The 16,108-nt window shown below is 55.0% G+C and carries 15 protein-coding genes; 6 read left to right on the top strand and 9 right to left on the bottom strand.

Translation table 11 applies throughout. From position 1 onward, the window contains the following. Window positions 1-80: 80 nt before the first annotated feature. The 3 genes from FEAC_RS10545 to FEAC_RS10535 form a co-directional block, all read right to left on the bottom strand. On the bottom strand, window positions 81-659 hold the full coding sequence (locus FEAC_RS10545) for a hypothetical protein (RefSeq protein WP_052566234.1): 579 nt from the start codon (window positions 657-659) through the stop codon (window positions 81-83). A gap of 65 nt (window positions 660-724) precedes the next feature. Next, window positions 725-1,108, bottom strand: a complete 384-nt coding sequence (locus FEAC_RS10540) for an ABC transporter permease family protein (RefSeq protein WP_052566233.1) — start codon at window positions 1,106-1,108, stop codon at window positions 725-727. Between the two features lie 46 nt (window positions 1,109-1,154). After that, complete coding sequence (locus FEAC_RS10535) at window positions 1,155-2,192, bottom strand: LacI family DNA-binding transcriptional regulator (RefSeq protein ID WP_160290381.1); 1,038 nt, start codon at window positions 2,190-2,192, stop codon at window positions 1,155-1,157. A 253-nt stretch (window positions 2,193-2,445) separates the two neighbouring features. Between FEAC_RS10535 and FEAC_RS10530 the strand changes: the two genes are divergently transcribed. Next, complete coding sequence (locus FEAC_RS10530; RefSeq protein WP_035391820.1) at window positions 2,446-3,852, top strand: GH1 family beta-glucosidase; 1,407 nt, start codon at window positions 2,446-2,448, stop codon at window positions 3,850-3,852. A 176-nt stretch (window positions 3,853-4,028) separates the two neighbouring features. On the opposite strand, the gene FEAC_RS10525 is transcribed toward FEAC_RS10530, so the two are convergent. Next, complete coding sequence (locus FEAC_RS10525; protein WP_035391834.1) at window positions 4,029-4,757, bottom strand: GNAT family N-acetyltransferase; 729 nt, start codon at window positions 4,755-4,757, stop codon at window positions 4,029-4,031. Between the two features lie 279 nt (window positions 4,758-5,036). Next, window positions 5,037-5,534, bottom strand: coding sequence for an NUDIX hydrolase (locus FEAC_RS10520; RefSeq protein WP_052566232.1), 498 nt, complete (start codon window positions 5,532-5,534; stop codon window positions 5,037-5,039). Between the two features lie 313 nt (window positions 5,535-5,847). Between FEAC_RS10520 and FEAC_RS10515 the strand changes: the two genes are divergently transcribed. Together FEAC_RS10515 and FEAC_RS10510 are read left to right on the top strand one after the other, a co-directional pair. Then, window positions 5,848-6,873, top strand: a complete 1,026-nt coding sequence (locus FEAC_RS10515; protein WP_035391829.1) for an alpha/beta hydrolase — start codon at window positions 5,848-5,850, stop codon at window positions 6,871-6,873. A 414-nt stretch (window positions 6,874-7,287) separates the two neighbouring features. Continuing rightward, window positions 7,288-9,852 carry an EAL domain-containing protein gene (locus FEAC_RS10510; protein WP_081901277.1) on the top strand — a complete coding sequence of 855 codons (2,565 nt, stop codon included), beginning with the start codon at window positions 7,288-7,290 and terminating at the stop codon, window positions 9,850-9,852. Between the two features lie 311 nt (window positions 9,853-10,163). Here FEAC_RS10510 and FEAC_RS10505 read toward each other — a convergent pair whose 3' ends face one another. Then, entirely contained in the window at window positions 10,164-10,472 is a 309-nt protein-coding gene (locus FEAC_RS10505; protein ID WP_081901279.1) for a group II intron maturase-specific domain-containing protein, read from the bottom strand. Between the two features lie 197 nt (window positions 10,473-10,669). After that, window positions 10,670-11,728 carry an IS110 family RNA-guided transposase gene (locus FEAC_RS10500; protein ID WP_035390505.1) on the bottom strand — a complete coding sequence of 353 codons (1,059 nt, stop codon included), beginning with the start codon at window positions 11,726-11,728 and terminating at the stop codon, window positions 10,670-10,672. 245 nt (window positions 11,729-11,973) lie between these two features. Between FEAC_RS10500 and FEAC_RS10495 the strand changes: the two genes are divergently transcribed. Genes FEAC_RS10495 through pcaF form a run of 3 tightly spaced genes read left to right on the top strand, consistent with a single transcriptional unit; the run spans window position 11,974 to window position 13,861 of the window. Further along, window positions 11,974-12,237 (top strand): hypothetical protein, encoded by a 264-nt coding sequence (locus tag FEAC_RS10495; RefSeq protein ID WP_152623195.1) that lies wholly within the window; start codon window positions 11,974-11,976, stop codon window positions 12,235-12,237. Beyond that, a complete protein-coding gene (paaI, locus tag FEAC_RS10490; protein ID WP_035390509.1) occupies window positions 12,234-12,659 on the top strand; it encodes a hydroxyphenylacetyl-CoA thioesterase PaaI in 426 nt (141 codons plus the stop codon). The genes FEAC_RS10495 and paaI overlap by 4 nt, the downstream gene beginning before the upstream one ends. Window positions 12,660-12,661: 2 nt before the next feature. Beyond that, window positions 12,662-13,861 (top strand): 3-oxoadipyl-CoA thiolase, encoded by a 1,200-nt coding sequence (gene pcaF / locus FEAC_RS10485; RefSeq protein WP_035390511.1) that lies wholly within the window; start codon window positions 12,662-12,664, stop codon window positions 13,859-13,861. Window positions 13,862-13,885: 24 nt separating this feature from the next. On the opposite strand, the gene FEAC_RS10480 is transcribed toward pcaF, so the two are convergent. Together FEAC_RS10480 and pyrB are read right to left on the bottom strand one after the other, a co-directional pair. After that, a complete protein-coding gene (locus FEAC_RS10480; RefSeq protein WP_152623194.1) occupies window positions 13,886-14,860 on the bottom strand; it encodes a hypothetical protein in 975 nt (324 codons plus the stop codon). 224 nt (window positions 14,861-15,084) lie between these two features. Next, window positions 15,085-16,089, bottom strand: a complete 1,005-nt coding sequence (gene pyrB, locus FEAC_RS10475; protein ID WP_035390515.1) for an aspartate carbamoyltransferase — start codon at window positions 16,087-16,089, stop codon at window positions 15,085-15,087. Between the last annotated feature and the right edge of the window lie 19 nt (window positions 16,090-16,108).

Genomic DNA, 16,108 nt, shown 5'->3' with positions numbered 1-16,108 from the left:
CCCTCGATCTGGTTTGGACCAAGACGGTTACAGAGAGCTTGAAGAGCTACAGAGTCCCTCACAGGAGGCGAACCCATTGGCTAACTCCGTGAATCCGATACTGCTTTGAGCGCTTGACGTTTCGCCCATTCGTGTCCGTTGACCCAGACCTTTCCCGGATAGGGGAAGTACGAGCAGATCTTGATGAACCCGGCTCCGAAGTCGGCATCCATGAGATAGAAGTAGTAAGCGGTGACTCGTCGATCAGCCTTTGCGAAGGTGAATGACGGAGCACCCCCAGACGAGTCCTTCCTCTTGGTTGCGCTAAAGACTGATTGAAACTCCTGGGCTACTCCGATTGCTACTATTCCAGGTTCAGTTGCAGCCTTGAGGTAGGGCTCCATGACCTCGATGTGGCGCTCACCCTTCTTAAAACGCACAATAGGGATGTTGTTTGTCGTTGCAAAGCTCCGAACGGCCTCTCTGAAGCGATTCCCCATCTTCTCCATGATGGCCGGAGAGGCAATTGGCATCTTTCGATGATCGCGCAGGAAGTAGACGACTTGACCTGGCATTTGAAGCTTGGGCACATAGACGTTCAAGTAGATCCGGTCGAGACACTCAAGATCGAGAATCACATGGCTATCGAGGAGATCGTTCACGTTTGCAACGTCGCCCACACCCCACCCCCAAACGGTCGGTCAGGTTTTGTCCTGATACCGGTCATGATAGAGAACCTGCATCATTATCCACTCACTCGGCGGTCCGAGGTTTGCCTCATTAGAAGCCAGCTTATGATAGTCGCGGTGCCAACCAAAATGACGGTCCACGGCAACGCGCTCTTGATGATGTCTATTACTGGAGTTGGAAACTGGAGTGGGTCAATGCCGAAGTTCCCATGAGCCAGCTGACCCAGATAGAGCAGGTACTGGTGGGCTATCGAACCATTGTGTCCGACACCGAGCAGAACATCGAGCGCATGTTGAGCTGATGGCTTCAAGTTTGGATACTTGGACATCAAGTTCTCAACTACATTGCCTGGCATGAGCCTAGGTATGAAGAAATTTACCGTCACCGCAGCAAAGAGTGCGATTAGGTAGAACCCTAACCTCCTCAATAAAAACCGCACTGCAACCGTACCCCCCTTTCGCCAGAGATCTAGCCTTACTCTCTGGCTACTCTTTGCAACCGCAACTCTCTCTTATTACAAACCTGGTCGGCAGGACTATATTTTGCATGACCGGCTTACGCTGAGAGATCGCTTGATCAATCAACACCTCAGCGGCCACCGACCCTAGCTCCTCGACCGGCTGATGCACCGTGGTCAGTGCAGGCGTCATGTGGCGTGCCATCGATATATCATCGAAGCCAGTAACGGCAATGTCTTCTGGCACTCGCAAACCAGCCTGAGTCAGTGCGTGGATCGCGCCGATGGCTGCCTGATCGTTCGCGCAGGCAATCGCCTCTGGCATCTCGGCACCAGTTGCCAGGCGCTCGTTTATCACGCGAACCGCCCCCAAGGAGGTATAGTCCGAATACCACCCAGCTCCAGACTCAACCGAGGCTCCCAGCTGTTGTGCCGTATCCACAAAAGCGTCGCGACGCTTCATCGAGTCAGGAGAGTTGGCGAACCCAGCCAGAAAGGCAAGTCGGCTGAAACGATGATCCTCGATGAGATGCGTAGCTACCTGAACGGTTGAATCATGGTTCTCCACCATCACCGTCACCGCCGAGCGCGATCTCCCACTACCAGCCAACAAAACTGTGGGGATACGCTTGGCCACTGTTGGCACCAGACGTTCTTTCAGTGTTCGATCCAATAGAATCAGTCCGTCGCAGTTAGCCACCATCTGGTCGATCTTGCCGTCAAGGTTGTCGTCATCTACACCACCAAGCAAAAGCGAGTACCCTCGCTTACCGCAGGTACGTTCGACACCGCGGATGATCGCGTCAGTAAAGAGTAGGCTCTCTTGAACCAGTTCGAAACTATCCTCTGTCTGAGATCGTTTGAACACCAATCGAATGATATTCTGAGAGCCTCCAGACAGACCGCGAGCAGAGCTGTTGGGGACAAAGCCCAGCTGTTCAATAGCCAACATCACCTGTTCTCGGGTGGCAGGGCGAATGCTATCGTATCCATTGATCACACGAGAGACGGTCGCGATCGACACTCCTGCGCGAGCAGCCACTTCATAAATGGTCGCTCTAGTCATAGAATCACCCACCATAGTGCACCGACCTCCTTTCGCGCTCCCACCCTGCTGACCTATCTCCACAGCGTCTGGCCTATACGACCAAACCGGTGACCAATCTGTAAGCCCTTTCACGAAATATAGCATTAGGCTAGATCAATTGTTACAATTTGCAGAAAAAAATTGGTTAATTGCTGTAAGCGCTTTCAGCAAGATATATGGTTGATGTAGTCACTGGCGCCCGGTGGGGGTGAAGTAGGAAGGGAAGAGGCACTTGTCGAATCTTGACGCGATCACATTTCCAATCGATTTCGTCTGGGGTGTGGCAACGGCATCCTACCAAATCGAGGGAGCTGCCAACGAGGGTGGGAGAGGCGTCTCCATTTGGGATACGTTCGCACACACCCCTGGCAAGGTTCTCCATGGGGATACCGGTGACATAGCCTGCGACCATTATCACCACCTTGCCGAAGACGTCGCGCTGATGCAGCAGCTGAATATCAGTTCGTATCGATTCTCTCTCGCATGGCCACGCATTCAGCCCGACGGGAAGGGTCCCTTGAACAACGAGGGCATCCAGTTCTACATCGAGCTGCTTGATCGCTTGGAAAAGGCAAACATCAGTCCCTTCCCCACTCTCTACCACTGGGATCTACCACAGACGTTAGGTGACCAAGGAGGTTGGACGCAACGAGACACCGCCTACCGATTCGCTGACTACGTCGAGATGGTAGTCGACGCACTGGGTTCGAGAGTACAGCGCTGGATCACCTTGAACGAACCGTGGTGTTCATCCTGGCTCGGCTACGCAACCGGCCAACACGCACCAGGTGAGACCGACTTAGCGGCCGCGCTAAGTGCTAACCACCACCTACTGCTAGCGCACGGGTTAGCAGTCGATGTGATCCGCAGAGACACCGATGCACAAGTTGGGATCACTCTCAATCTAGCTCATGTCACACCAGCGAGTGAACACGAACTCGATATCCAAGCTGCACGATTAGTAGAGGGAAACGCTAACCGCATGTTTCTCGACCCGATCTTCAAGGCCGCCTACCCAACAGATATGCTCAACCTCTACGGAGATTCAGTTGCCCACATAAGACGAGATGATCTGGCTATCATCTCGCGGCCAATCGATTTCCTTGGTGTCAACTACTACCACCCGAGCATTGTCGGTTCGCGTGAACGTCTGCACGAACATGCAGCGATGGGATACCATGTCGACAATACAAAGGCGCCTACCCTCCTTGAGACCACGTCTAATGCGATACACCTTCGACGGCCAGGGATTCCGCGGTCGCTTATGGGATGGGAGATAGAGCCAAAGACCTTCACGGATCTCTTGATAAAGGTCAGAGAAGGTTACGGAGAAATTCCGATCTACATCACCGAAAACGGGATGTCCAACGCTGACTACGCGCGCCAAGATGCAACAGTGGTTGATCCAGAGCGGATCGAGTATTTAAACGGTCATATCAGGGCGGTTCATGATGCGATCTCAGCTGGAGTCGACATTAAGGGTTACTACGTATGGAGTCTTCTCGACAACTTCGAATGGGCACTTGGATATTCGCAGCGATTCGGACTTATCTATGTCGACTACCCGACGGCGCGACGAACGCCTAAGTCGAGCTACTTCTGGTACCGCGACCTCATCACATCCCGGGCCGTGCGCTAACTCAGTCGACGATCCCAGAGCCATCTGATTGCCACGCGTCCAACACACCCCAGAGTCTCGTTGTCAGGTCAAAACTCTCCTGCCAGCGGAGATGTCATCGTGCTCCTGGTCGACTGATCGTAAACACCGTTCCAGCTGATCACCGTCACAAGGCTCGGGTTATGGGCGTCGAAACACTAGTTGGTCGGGCTACTGGTCAATGCCGCCTTCGTGAGCCCAGAGAGTGCGAGCCGTTGACGTCCACCAGCATCGAAGTTCGAAGCCGCGAGCCATTGCTCAAAGACAGGCTTCAACAGTGACCAATCCCTATCAGTGATTGAATACCAAGCAGTGTCGCGGTTCCGGCCCTTAACCACTCTCATCTGCCGGAACGTTCCCTCGTAGCTAAAACCAAGTCTCTCGGCTGCCAATCGAGATGGTTTGTTCAATGAATCGCACTTCCATTCGTAGCGGCGGTAACCAAGCTCCTCAAAGGCGTTACGCATCATCAGGTACATCGCCTCGGTGGCTGCAGTAGTAGCTTGCAAAAGAGTGCTAAAGGAGATGTGTCCGACCTCAATACTACCGTTCAACGGTTCAATATGTTGGTAAGAAGCGACACCGACCGCCTTACCGCTGCTGTTGATAATTGCGAAGAACATAGGGTCATCGCGATGAGCAACATCGTCAACCCACGCGCGATATTCTTCAAGGTTCGCAAACGGGCCGTAAGGAAGATACGTCCATCGCCCATCATCGAGATCCAAAGCATAAGCACTATAAAGGTCGGCGCCATGGAGATTGGCATCGAGAGGCACCACTTGGCACCAACGTCCCTCCAGTGGCGCGCTACGAGGGCGTCGAGATCCAGCCCATGAGACTACAGGGTAACCAACCGGTTGGCAAAGGTGATTGAACTCACTCATAGACGCGAGTATAGATAGGTGTGCACCTCTATAACCAATGCTCTTGGAGCAACCAGTTGCAGAGGAAACTGCCCAATCGGGGAGTGATCTACCTAGACCCACCCAAGGTCTTATCAGAGGCTTTGCTCCGACCACCGAAAGAAGCACAGCAAAAACATGCCCTATGTCGACAGACAATCCTCAGTCCAGGTCGATGACTCGAGGTTTTAATACTCGGCGGTTACCACGCTGTCTCGCCCGGTCAAGCATGAGCACCCGACTCAGCCATTGCGCTCAATGCTAGTGCTGCTCGCCATCTTTTGGTAACCAACCACCCCCGACATGCTCGGCCAACAGTGCAAGCAACTCGCCCGGTTCAATTACCACCGCTTGGTCGCCGAGCTTCTCACGCGTCCACCAGCAAAAGCCTAACAATGTGGTCTGCTCCTCGTCCGTGAGGGCGGTAGGCCGCACTTGAGCATCTCCAACGCGCGCAACAAAGAAGGGCTCTACCGAGATCAACCTGCGTCCAGCCCACAAGTGGTCTCGCCGCAAACGCGCGACAGGACCAGTAATCGTTCCAGTGGGCAACCCAGTCTCTTCCGTCAACTCCCTCTTGGCTGCGTCGAGTTCAGACTCGTCAGCCTCCACGCCACCACCGGGTGGCTCCCAAAACGTTCGCCCATCGACCGGGTCGCGCCAATGCAACAATAGGACTCGCTCGGCAGTATCGAGACAGATGACCCGTACGGCCGGGCGAACTACCGCTGGAACATCTCCTTTACTATCCGCCGTCATCTCGCAGTCCTGTCTCCTTCCGCCGCAGCAACGGATTCACCAACATTTGTGCAATTCACACATGGCTCCTTCCTCCCCTGGCAGCCCAAGTAGATCGAATGATAACCAGGCCTGAGTTGACTAGCTTGCAGATCCGCGAGTTCAAGCCGCCCACTTCCGCAAACTATCCGAGCACGCAATTTGGTTAATTCTCTGACTCTAGCGCTGGATAGATCCTGTTCCCAATTCCGCACAACCGCCGTCTGTCCCAATTTGATACGCAGATCCACCGTCTCGGAAATTCGCCCAACTTCGAGGTGCTAGTGTGAGCATCATGGATAATCGGGTAGATACGGCCTACATCGGCACAATCAATGAGCACATCATCGAATCAGATGCGTTAAGGGGCAACCCGCTGGGTGATGCCGCTGCGCGTCCCCTGGTCGTCTACACCCCACCCGGATACGACGACGATTTGGATCGACGCTACCCGAGTATCTACGTCATCCAGGGGTACACAGGACAGGTAGCAATGTGGTGGAATCGTAGCCCCTTCAAACCGCTCTACCCAAAGGTGGTTGACGATCTTTTCGCGAACACTGACACGCCTCCATGTCTGGTCGTCTACGTCGATGCGTGGACTACCTACGGTGGCTCTCAATACGTAGATTCCATCGGAACCGGGAGGTACCACACCTACCTATGTGAAGACGTCGTGTCCTTTGTCGACAACCACTATAGAACCCTCAACGACCCGGCTCATCGAGGCATCCAAGGCAAATCAAGTGGCGGCTTTGGTGCCATGATCACGCCAATGCTGCGCCCAGACGTGTTTGGCGCTCTTGCGTCACATGCTGGTGACTCCCTCTACGAACTCTGTTACGGTGCTAGCTTCGGTGAGGCAGCTCGTCTCCTTCGCAATTGGGATGGATCACCCGAGATTTGGTGGAATGATTTTAGAAAGCGACCAGCATTCTCTCATCCAGCGGACATGACCTTGCTAGGGCTTTACGGAGTCGCTGCCTGTTTTTCCCCCGACAAAAATAGCCGTCCAGTACTCCCATTCGACACCAGAAGCGGCCGCCTGCTCGATGACGTTTGGGCCCAATGGTTAGAGTGGGATCCGGTGCGAATGGTACGTCGGCACGCAACCGCGCTCCAGGGTTTAAAGGGGATCTGGCTGGACGCTGGGAGGAACGACGAATACTATCTCGATCTTGGGGCTCAAGCCGTCGTGGATGAACTTGCGGCGATAGGCGTACACGATGTCGCCTTCGAACTCTTTGATGGGAAGCACGGGGGTATTGACTATCGCTATCCGCTGTCACTTGCGTTCCTCGCCAATCGACTCCAACCGTAGACGGACTCCATGGCAAACCAGGGGGCGTCACAACTACCGCGGCACGGCGTCACATACGATTACATCGCAGCCATCGAACCCAGTACAGTACTACATTTTCATCTCTGATGTTTGGATGCATCGCTAAAGCTATTATCTGTCACGCAAAGCTCGTGTGTTCAACTCCCGACCGAGGAGCAATGCAGCTAAAGCATGGAGCTGGAGGCAACATCAACTAGACACAGCTCGTCGATTGAAGAGAGCAAAGAGGCTCAAGGAATCCTCCGTTGGAGTCGATCTTCATAGTGAAGAGACACGCACCGTCATGTACGCTAGGCATGCGTTATTGACTACTGGCGAATTGAGGTCGCACGCAACCTAGGTCATTGCCAACGATACGAGCGTCGGTGGCTCTTAAGTTCGAGCAGCCGGAGGATGAGCATGATTAAAACCAACCATCCTCATGCGGCCCACCAACCGTCAGCCAAAGAGGTTGTAGTTGCTCTCGCGCACCCACCGTGGACAAATCGACAGTTTTGGGTAGCGCAGGTTTTGGTGTTGATCGTGGGCATCCTCCATCTCATCGGAGATATTGCTAATAGCCACGGCTCTTCACCAATCCCAGGCTTCGTCTGGATCCTTCCACTGCTTATCCCCGTCGTCTATGCCGGAATCACGGCTGGAATTGCAGGAGCTCTAGGTTCCGCAATAGTTGGCATCATGCTGATGCTGCCGGCCGACCTCTTACTTCCGCATACCACAACAGAGCTCTGGGGGGCCTGGAGTATCTACGTGATGGCGATCGCCATCGCCATCCTGACTGGTGTCGCCGTTGCCAGGTCCAACTCCATCATTCACATGGAGGAGATAACGGAGGCGATGGCAGAGGAGGAACAGCGATTCCGACTCGCATTTGACGACAATCCAACGGCGATGGCAGTCGTTGATATGGATGGTTATCTGCTAAGGGTCAACCCATCGGCCTGCCGGTTGCTAGACAGAACTGCCGACGAGCTGACAGGAACTAGTTTTCTCGCCTACACCCACGTCAACGATCAAGCTATCGCAGCAGACCTAAATCAAGATCTCGCTGCTGGCAAGCTAGTTCAAGTGCACTACACAAAACGCCTTCTCAGAAAAAACGGCGATGTAATCTACGTTGAGATTGCGAGGTCACTCGCAAAGGATCGAACAGGTGCACCACGTTACGTGATTGCATCCATTCGTGATCTCACTGCAGAGATAGAGGCGGCTAGAACGGTCACCGAAAGTGAAATGCGATTTCGGCTGGCTTTCGAAAACAACATGGCAGGCATGGTGCTTCACAACCACGATGGACGTTTCATCGATGCCAATGACGCATTTTGCCGGATCGTCGGCTTCAACGTCGAAGAGCTCGCTGCCAATGGTTCTTCCCTCTTCCTCTATCCAGAAGATGCCGAGATGGCGGCGACCGATCGGCAGAGAGTGTTATCCAATGGCGGATCCTCTACCCAGAATGTAAGGCGCTATCGACACAGGAGCGGAAAAATCATCTATGTAGAGGTGGCTCGATCGACTGTACGAGACGAAGACGACAAGCCATTATGTACCATTACTTCGGTGAGGGATATCACCGCTGAGCGAACTCTTACAGAACAGCTTTCCCACCAGGCACTACATGATTCCCTTACCGGCCTTCCTAATCGCATCGCGCTTATGGATCGCATAGCGCACGCCCAGCAGAGGATCAACCGCCAAGGGGGCGTCAACGCCCTGCTCTTATTCGACCTTGATGACTTCAAGGGAATCAACGACACCCATGGACACCATATAGGGGATCAAATCTTGGTGGCGCTCTCGGATCGACTCAGAGGAACGCTGCGATCCTCAGACAGCCTCTGCCGTCTTGCCGGCGATGAGTTCGTCTACCTGGCGGAGGATCTCAGCGAGCTCTCGGATGCCGAACTCTTGGCAGCACGACTTCTGGAGGCCCTATCTGCACCGTTTACGATCGATAATTTAACCATCCAACGTAGCGCGAGCGTGGGAGTGGTTGCCTGGGGTCCCCCTGGTGATCGAAGCGCCATCGAACTCATCCGAGCTGCCGATACAGCCATGTACGAAGCCAAACGCGAAGGCAAGGCGAGGTATGTGTTGTATACAGCCGACATGGGCGAACGAGCAGCTACAAACTTCCGAATCGCACAAGATCTCGTACCGGCTATATCAAACGGCGAACTCAAAATGTATTACCAACCCATAGTCAACATCGGCAACGGGAAAATTGTCGGGTGGGAGTCACTGATGCGATGGAGACACCCAGAGCATGGGTGGATCTCGCCGGATACCTTTATACCTTTGGCAGAACAGAACGACCTGATACTGAAGCTCGGCCAGTTTGCACTCATGCAGAGTCTTGCCACAGCTTCGGCATGGCCTCGGAAGGGAGTCGGAATCACGCCACCGTATGTAGGTATCAATCTATCGGCCCGTCATTTTCATGACCCCGATCTATTGCCTATGGTAGAGAGTGCGCTAAAAACCTACGACTTTCCTCCCGAATGCCTAGTAATCGAAATCACCGAGAGTGCCGCACTCCTTGACATCGAATCTGCAAGACGAGTAATCACAAGTCTCGATGAGTTAGGAATTTTACTCGCTTTGGACGACTTTGGGACCGGATACTCCTCTCTCTCCTATCTTGCGAAACTACACCCCAAGATCATCAAGATCGATCGCAGTTTCGTAAGTCCCACCGTCAAGAGCCCATACGTACAGCGATCACTTGAAGCCATTATCTCCCTCTGCCAGGTCCTCAAGATAAGCGTCATAGCCGAAGGCATAGAGACCCCTAGTCAGCTTGGAGCGTTGCAGTCTCTCGGATGTGAATTAGGGCAAGGTTTCCTGTTTTCAAAGGCCGTACCCGCTAATGAGGTTGATCACACCGAGAGCTTGGTGCTGAACAACTGGAAGCGTGCAATTGCTTCGCTAGAAACAGTGGATCCATCACCGCTGTAGCCAAGCGCCGAGGACGGACAGGGATTGCCATCCGGTCGGAACAAGTGTCTTTATGCCAAAGGTAACCTCAGCAGATCAGGCGGACGGCAGGGATCGAGAAGCTGGACGGCCTGAAGTGTCGGTAAGGCAGGCCACTGGTTGAGCATCGTCCGATCGCGGTTGAGATCCCGACCAGGCCATTGTGGTGGCATCTTCCAGCCCACCGGCCCAGGATCAGCAGCCCCCACGATTGGAGTCAGCCTCCCCAGCGACCCCCTATCAAACCGTGCATGCGGTTCGCCCGCACACGGCTTTGGAGACACCGTTCATTCTCAGGCATGCGCAGTTGGATAGCGTATGGTTCCACTGAGTCGGTAGATACCAAGGTTCCCTAGCCACTCCCAGGTGAAGCGGTCGATCCAGTTGAAACCGGATAGGCCGTACTTCCTGGAGGCTAACTTCGCCATTCTCTCGTGTACGTAGGAGTCGATTGCTCCGAACTTCTTGGAGGAGTTACCCTGACAGAAGTAGGTGCCCCAACCACGAAGTACCGGGTTGAGTTGTTCGACTACTGCTTCAAATGGACGCCCTACCTGCCGTGGCTGGGTCAGATCCCTAACTTTGGATCTGATCGATGCCATAGCTCTAGGCGAGGGCCATTTGTTGAGATAGTAACGACCTTGTCTCTTCCAGGACTTCACCATGCGATGGTGAAACCCTAGGAAGTCAAAACCCTCTGCCCCTTCTCGTAGGTTTGCTACCTTGGTCTTGACGCTCTCATGTTTGTCAAGTCGAGAGAGTAAGTCGTTTGAATGTTAGCGGGCCTCGATGGAGAAACCTAGGCAGCCACCTTGTGATTGACCAAAACGTGATACACCTCTCTGGCAACATAGCGCTTCAAGCACCTCATTACTTCTCGTTTTGAGAGGCCCTCCGCCAAACGACGGGTCACGTAGGCCTGGGTTCGTTCGTCCATTCGGATGCGGGAAAGAACTACGATGTGTAACGCGGAATTCGCCTGACGGTTTCCCCCACGATTGAGTCGGTGACGGTTGGTCTTACCCGAGGATGCAGGGATGGGACAAGCTCCACACATCATCGCAAAGCTGGCTTCTGAACCGAGACGCTCTGGATTGTCACCCGCGGCCACCAAGAACTCACCAGCACTATCTACTCCCATGCCGGGAAGTTCGAGCAGTGGTCCTGCTAACTCCTTCACCAGCTTCTCGATGAGTTCATCGAGATCTGCGATCTCGTCATTGAGCTCAAGCACACGCTTGGCCAGTGATTTGAGCGCGATCTGGGTTGCGATGTCGGGATCGCGGAAACTCTCTCTGGTTGGGCGGGAGGTCGCAAGCTTGCGCAACAGGTGCATCCGGGTCTCACCTCGATATTGCTCGCGGATCTTATCGGATGCCGCCACGATCGTATTGTGCAACTCCTGTAGGGTGGCCCTGCGACACTTGATTGCGGTCTTTCGGGTCGTGCGCAGCACACGAAGGGCTTCTACCTGCCCACTTCGATCCTTGGCCACCTGGACGCGCTGCCCATAGAGGGCAGCGAGGGCTGCTGCGATGGCGTCGTAATCATCACTCTTGCCCTGTGCTCTACGAAGGGACTTGTCCGGTCGGGTGACCTCAAGCGTGGGGATGTTCGCGGCCCCAAGGTACCTGGTAAGGCCAGCTCCGTAGCTGCCCGTGCATTCGACACCCACTCGAGCGACATCACCAAGAGAACGCATCCAAGTAATGAGTGACAGATAACCGTGACGGGTGGTGGGAAAGCTCTTGGTACCAAGCACCTTTCCGGTGTGATCGACAACCGCGGCCACATGCAGGTCTTGATGGGTATCGACCCCGCCAGCTACCTGTCCTTCCCCCAACGAAGTAACATTCATACTGACTCCTTTCCATTGGTTAGGATCGGCATCAGCTCTTGGTCGGCGACGGACAAGACAGTAACGGGGCCATATGCCGTGCTCTCATGAGGTCACGTTGTCGGCTGAGGCTGATGCCTCTGGCCAACTACCCCTGATGGCTGACGAGTCAAGACAATGACAATTACGTCGGTCCGGGTGAGGGTCAAGCCACCAGGGGCAGCTAGCCACCAACTATCTTTGCATGTCTATCCCTAATAGAGGTATTGGCATGCAAAACAGCTGGCGTACCCATTCTTACTGTCCGGGTGATGGAGGAGCTGCTTGGCCAGCTTGGGGCAGGGCTAGAGGTATCGACGATCAAGGCTCTCACCATGTCGACGTTTGGCATCCTCAACTGGCATGCTCGCTGGTTCCGTGAAGGACCTGGCAGGATCGATCTGGTGGAGTATGCGAAGTTGGTGACCGAGTTTGTTCTCGCGGGAATGACTGGAGTGGTAGCGATGAGGGCTATTGAGGTTGGGCAATGACTGAACAGGAGCTCGCTGAGGCGTGTGCTCGCGCGATGTACGCACGTGATCTTGCGTCTCAGTCCCTTGGGATTGAGCTCGTACGTGTTGCTCCAGGTAGCGCCAGCCTGACGATGGAGATCACCGATACCATGGTGAATGGTCACAGGATATGTCATGGTGGCTATATTTTCTTGCTCGCTGATACCGCCTTCGCATTTGCTTGCAACACCTACAACTTGGTGACCGTGGCTCAGAGTGCAGCTGTGGAGTTCATCGCCCCTGTCTACCGTGGCGATCGGCTGGTCGCGATAGCGAGGGAGCTGACTCGGTTTGGGAGGAATGGGCTCTACGACATTACGATCGAACGTGAGGGCGAGACTATTGCTATCTTCCATGGTCGATCTCGATCATTGGGACAGCCGGTTCTAGAGGAGGAGTGAGGATGCCAAAGGCCTATCTTGTCGGGGGAGTTCGAACTCCGTTCGGGCGCTATGGAGGCGTACTCGCCTCTGTGCGTACTGACGACCTCGCAGCACGGGTGCTAGCTGAGCTCATGGGGCGCTTTCCGTCGGTGGCTGGACATGTCGATGAGGTCATTCTTGGATGTGCCAATCAGGCAGGTGAGGACAATCGCAACGTCGCCCGGATGGCGGGCTTACTCGCTGGTTTGGGGGTCGAGACCCCAGGTGTGACCGTGAACCGGCTCTGTGGATCCGGACTTGAGGCGATAATGACGGCCTCGCGCCTGATCAAGAGTGGAGATGGGGAGATCGTCATCGCCGGTGGAGTCGAGGGTATGTCGAGAGCACCGTTTGTAATGCCAAAGGCTGCGAGCGCCTACGACCGCGCCATGGAGGTCTTTGATACCACGCTCGGATGGCGTTTTGTCAACACTCGTATGCGTGAGGAGTTCGGCGTAGACTCGATGGGGGAGACCGCCGAGAACGTCGCTCAGGAGTTTTCGATATCTCGAGATGATCAGGACGCCTTCGCTATGCGCTCACAGGAGAGAGCCGCCAAAGCACAGGAGAATGGTCGCCTAGGGCGGGAGATCGTCTCGGTCGAGGTGCAGAGCAGACGCGAAACAAAGGTTGTCGATCGTGATGAGCATCCTCGGTTGACCTCGTTGGACAAGCTCGCAGAGCTCAAACCTGCCTTCCGTAACGGGGGTACAGTGACGGCCGGAAATGCGAGTGGGCTCAATGATGGCGCCGCCGCTGTCTTGGTCGCTAGTGAACGGGCTGTGGAGCGCTATTCGTTGACTCCGGTGGCGGAGGTGATGGCGGGAGCAACCGCTGGCGTCCCTCCACGGATCATGGGCATAGGACCCGTGCCGGCCTCGCGCCGGGTTATGGATCGTTTGAATCTACGGATTACTGATTTTGGCGTCATAGAGCTCAACGAAGCCTTCGCCGCTCAGTCGCTCGCCTGCCTTCGTCAACTTGGTCTTCCAGATGATGCCGACTTTGTGAACCCCAACGGTGGCGCCATCGCCTTGGGGCATCCACTTGGGGCGAGCGGCGCTCGTCTGGCGCTTACCGCTACGACTGAGCTGGGTGAGCGCGACCTTGATCTTGCACTGGTAACGATGTGTATCGGAGTTGGTCAGGGCATCGCCGCTGTGTTCAAGAGGGTTGACTAGTTGAACTTGTGGTAGAGGGCGGCCTCAACCACCCAGACAGGCACTTGGTATCGGTAGCTCGACCACGTTCTCCCTTCTGGTCTGAGTCATCACAAACAGGTGTGAGTGTCCGATGGTCAGTAGTTGATCGGTGGGTGCGAGCGGAAGTTGCGCGACGATGCTGCCGTTGCTGGGATCTATACACGCGTTACGTGCACCACCACCAGCAACCTGTGAGAGAAAGATCAGTTGATGCGATGCGTTGACCTGAAGGCCGTTGGAGCCGAGGATACAGGTTGGGCTGTTGGTGAGTAGAGACGAAGGGCAACCAGCGACGGTTGGGGTGAGTCCTCTGAGGCGATAGCGGCTGACGTAACCCATATTGCCGGTCGCCTCGCTTATCCATATGTTTTTACCGACAGCTGCTGTACGCGGGGCAAAAACTCCGTTGAGCGATGCGCTTGTGCCGATGAGATTTGCGTTGGCGCCAGAACGAATCTCGATCCGTCCCTGACCACCTCGGTTGGCGATAGCCACCACTAAAAGGTGATCTTGAGTGTCGGTGGACACGGTGGCTGAGAAGGCAGCTGTGAGTTTGACCTGCTTGCGAAGGTTGGCATCACGGCGGTCGATCCGGAGTAGCTGGTCACCTTCTGAGACCCAGAGGTAGCTGTTGGTGGTGGCCATAGAGGTTCCTGGATCTGTACCGATAAGAGGTATAGTTCTCGTTAGGGTTAGGTTGTCGGCGTTGAACTCATAAAGGATGGCCTTACTCGGCGCGTTAGATGACGTGATCCACAGATGTCGGTTGGTTGCGACTCCAGCTTCGATGCTGCCAGCGAGTACGTTGGTCGAGAGCACTTTGGCGTTTGCTCGGTCGATTCGTACGACTGCTGATCTACTCTGTGCACTGCCAGGGTGTGCGAAGACCCATCCAAGGTAGATCCCGGACGAGGCGTCTATGACGCTTGGATCAAAGACGTTGTGAAATACCCTTGTGTGCTTTGGGCCAGTGGTCACCACCAAGTGTGGTGGTGCAACCGTCGTGCCCCTTTTTGTACCTGTGCCCCCAGATTGGCTCGCTGTAGCGGTGGAGCACGCGCTGAGCATGACTGCAGAAGCGATCAGTGATAGCAACCAGCGTCTGGGTGAACGATTGTGACCTCGTTTGACCCGGTAGGTGGAGGGTGAGATCGTGTTCAGGGACGTGCTATTGCTAGCCGCTTGCCCTAAGTGATGGCCAGTTAGGTAGTGGTATGCCATAGTGGGTCCCGATAGGTCGACTCAATCGAGTCAGCGACCCCAAGGATGAGCGCAAACAGCGCCATTCTTATCGGTATTCCGCGGTCGGTTTGACGGAAGATTGCCAAACGAGGATCGGCATCTAGATCGGTGCTGAGGTCATTCGATGATGGGGTCGAATCTCGAGGCAATGGGTGCATCACGATCGTCGAGGAGTCGCCGACATGCTCGACGAAGGCGGTGTTGACATGGAAGTCGTGGCTATAGCCCTCGATCTGCTCTCCCTGGAGCCGTTCCCGCTGAATCCGTGTGGCGTAGATCACGTCTACACGGTCGGGTTCGGTCGGCATACTGTCGTATTCGACTACCTTATGCCCGCGTGACTCGACCAACTCGACAATCGAGGTGGGCATCGAGAGCAGATCTGGTGCCAGGAGGGTGAAGGTCATCGACTCGTAGAGGCTGAGGAGTTTCAAAAGTGAGTGGACTGTGCGTCCATACTTGAGGTCGCCGACGAAGAGCACATGGGCGCCGTCGAGTTGCTTGTCGCGGGCGGCAAACTCCTCTTCGATGGTGTAGATGTCTAGGAGGGCCTGAGTTGGGTGCTCAGCGGCACCATCCCCTGCGTTGATCACCGGCACCAGAGATGCCTTGGCAAACTGGGCTACCGATCCCGCTTCAGGGTGGCGGATAGTCATGATGTCGGCGTACCCGCTGATCACACGGGCGGTGTCTGCTATCGACTCCCCCTTGGCCATCGAGGAGAAGGTCAGGCCGACGGTCTCACGCACCGCACCACCGAGGCGTGAAAACGCACTCCCGAAGCTAAGGCGCGTCCTCGTACTTGCCTCCAGAAAGAGGCTCGCTAGTACGGCGCCTTCGAGAACACGGGTAACCTTCTCGCGGCGCGCGATCGGCTCCATACGGCGCGCAACACTCATGATCTGCTCAAGGTCGTCCCTCGAGAGCTGGTCCACTGTGAGAAGATCGCTCCCTACAAAGTTCACAGCTCGCTCCCTTTCAGAT

The organism is Ferrimicrobium acidiphilum DSM 19497, assembly GCF_000949255.1.
In the GTDB taxonomy this organism is placed as follows: Bacteria; Actinomycetota; Acidimicrobiia; order Acidimicrobiales; family Acidimicrobiaceae; genus Ferrimicrobium; species Ferrimicrobium acidiphilum.
This window is presented reverse-complemented; position numbering and strand designations above follow the sequence as displayed.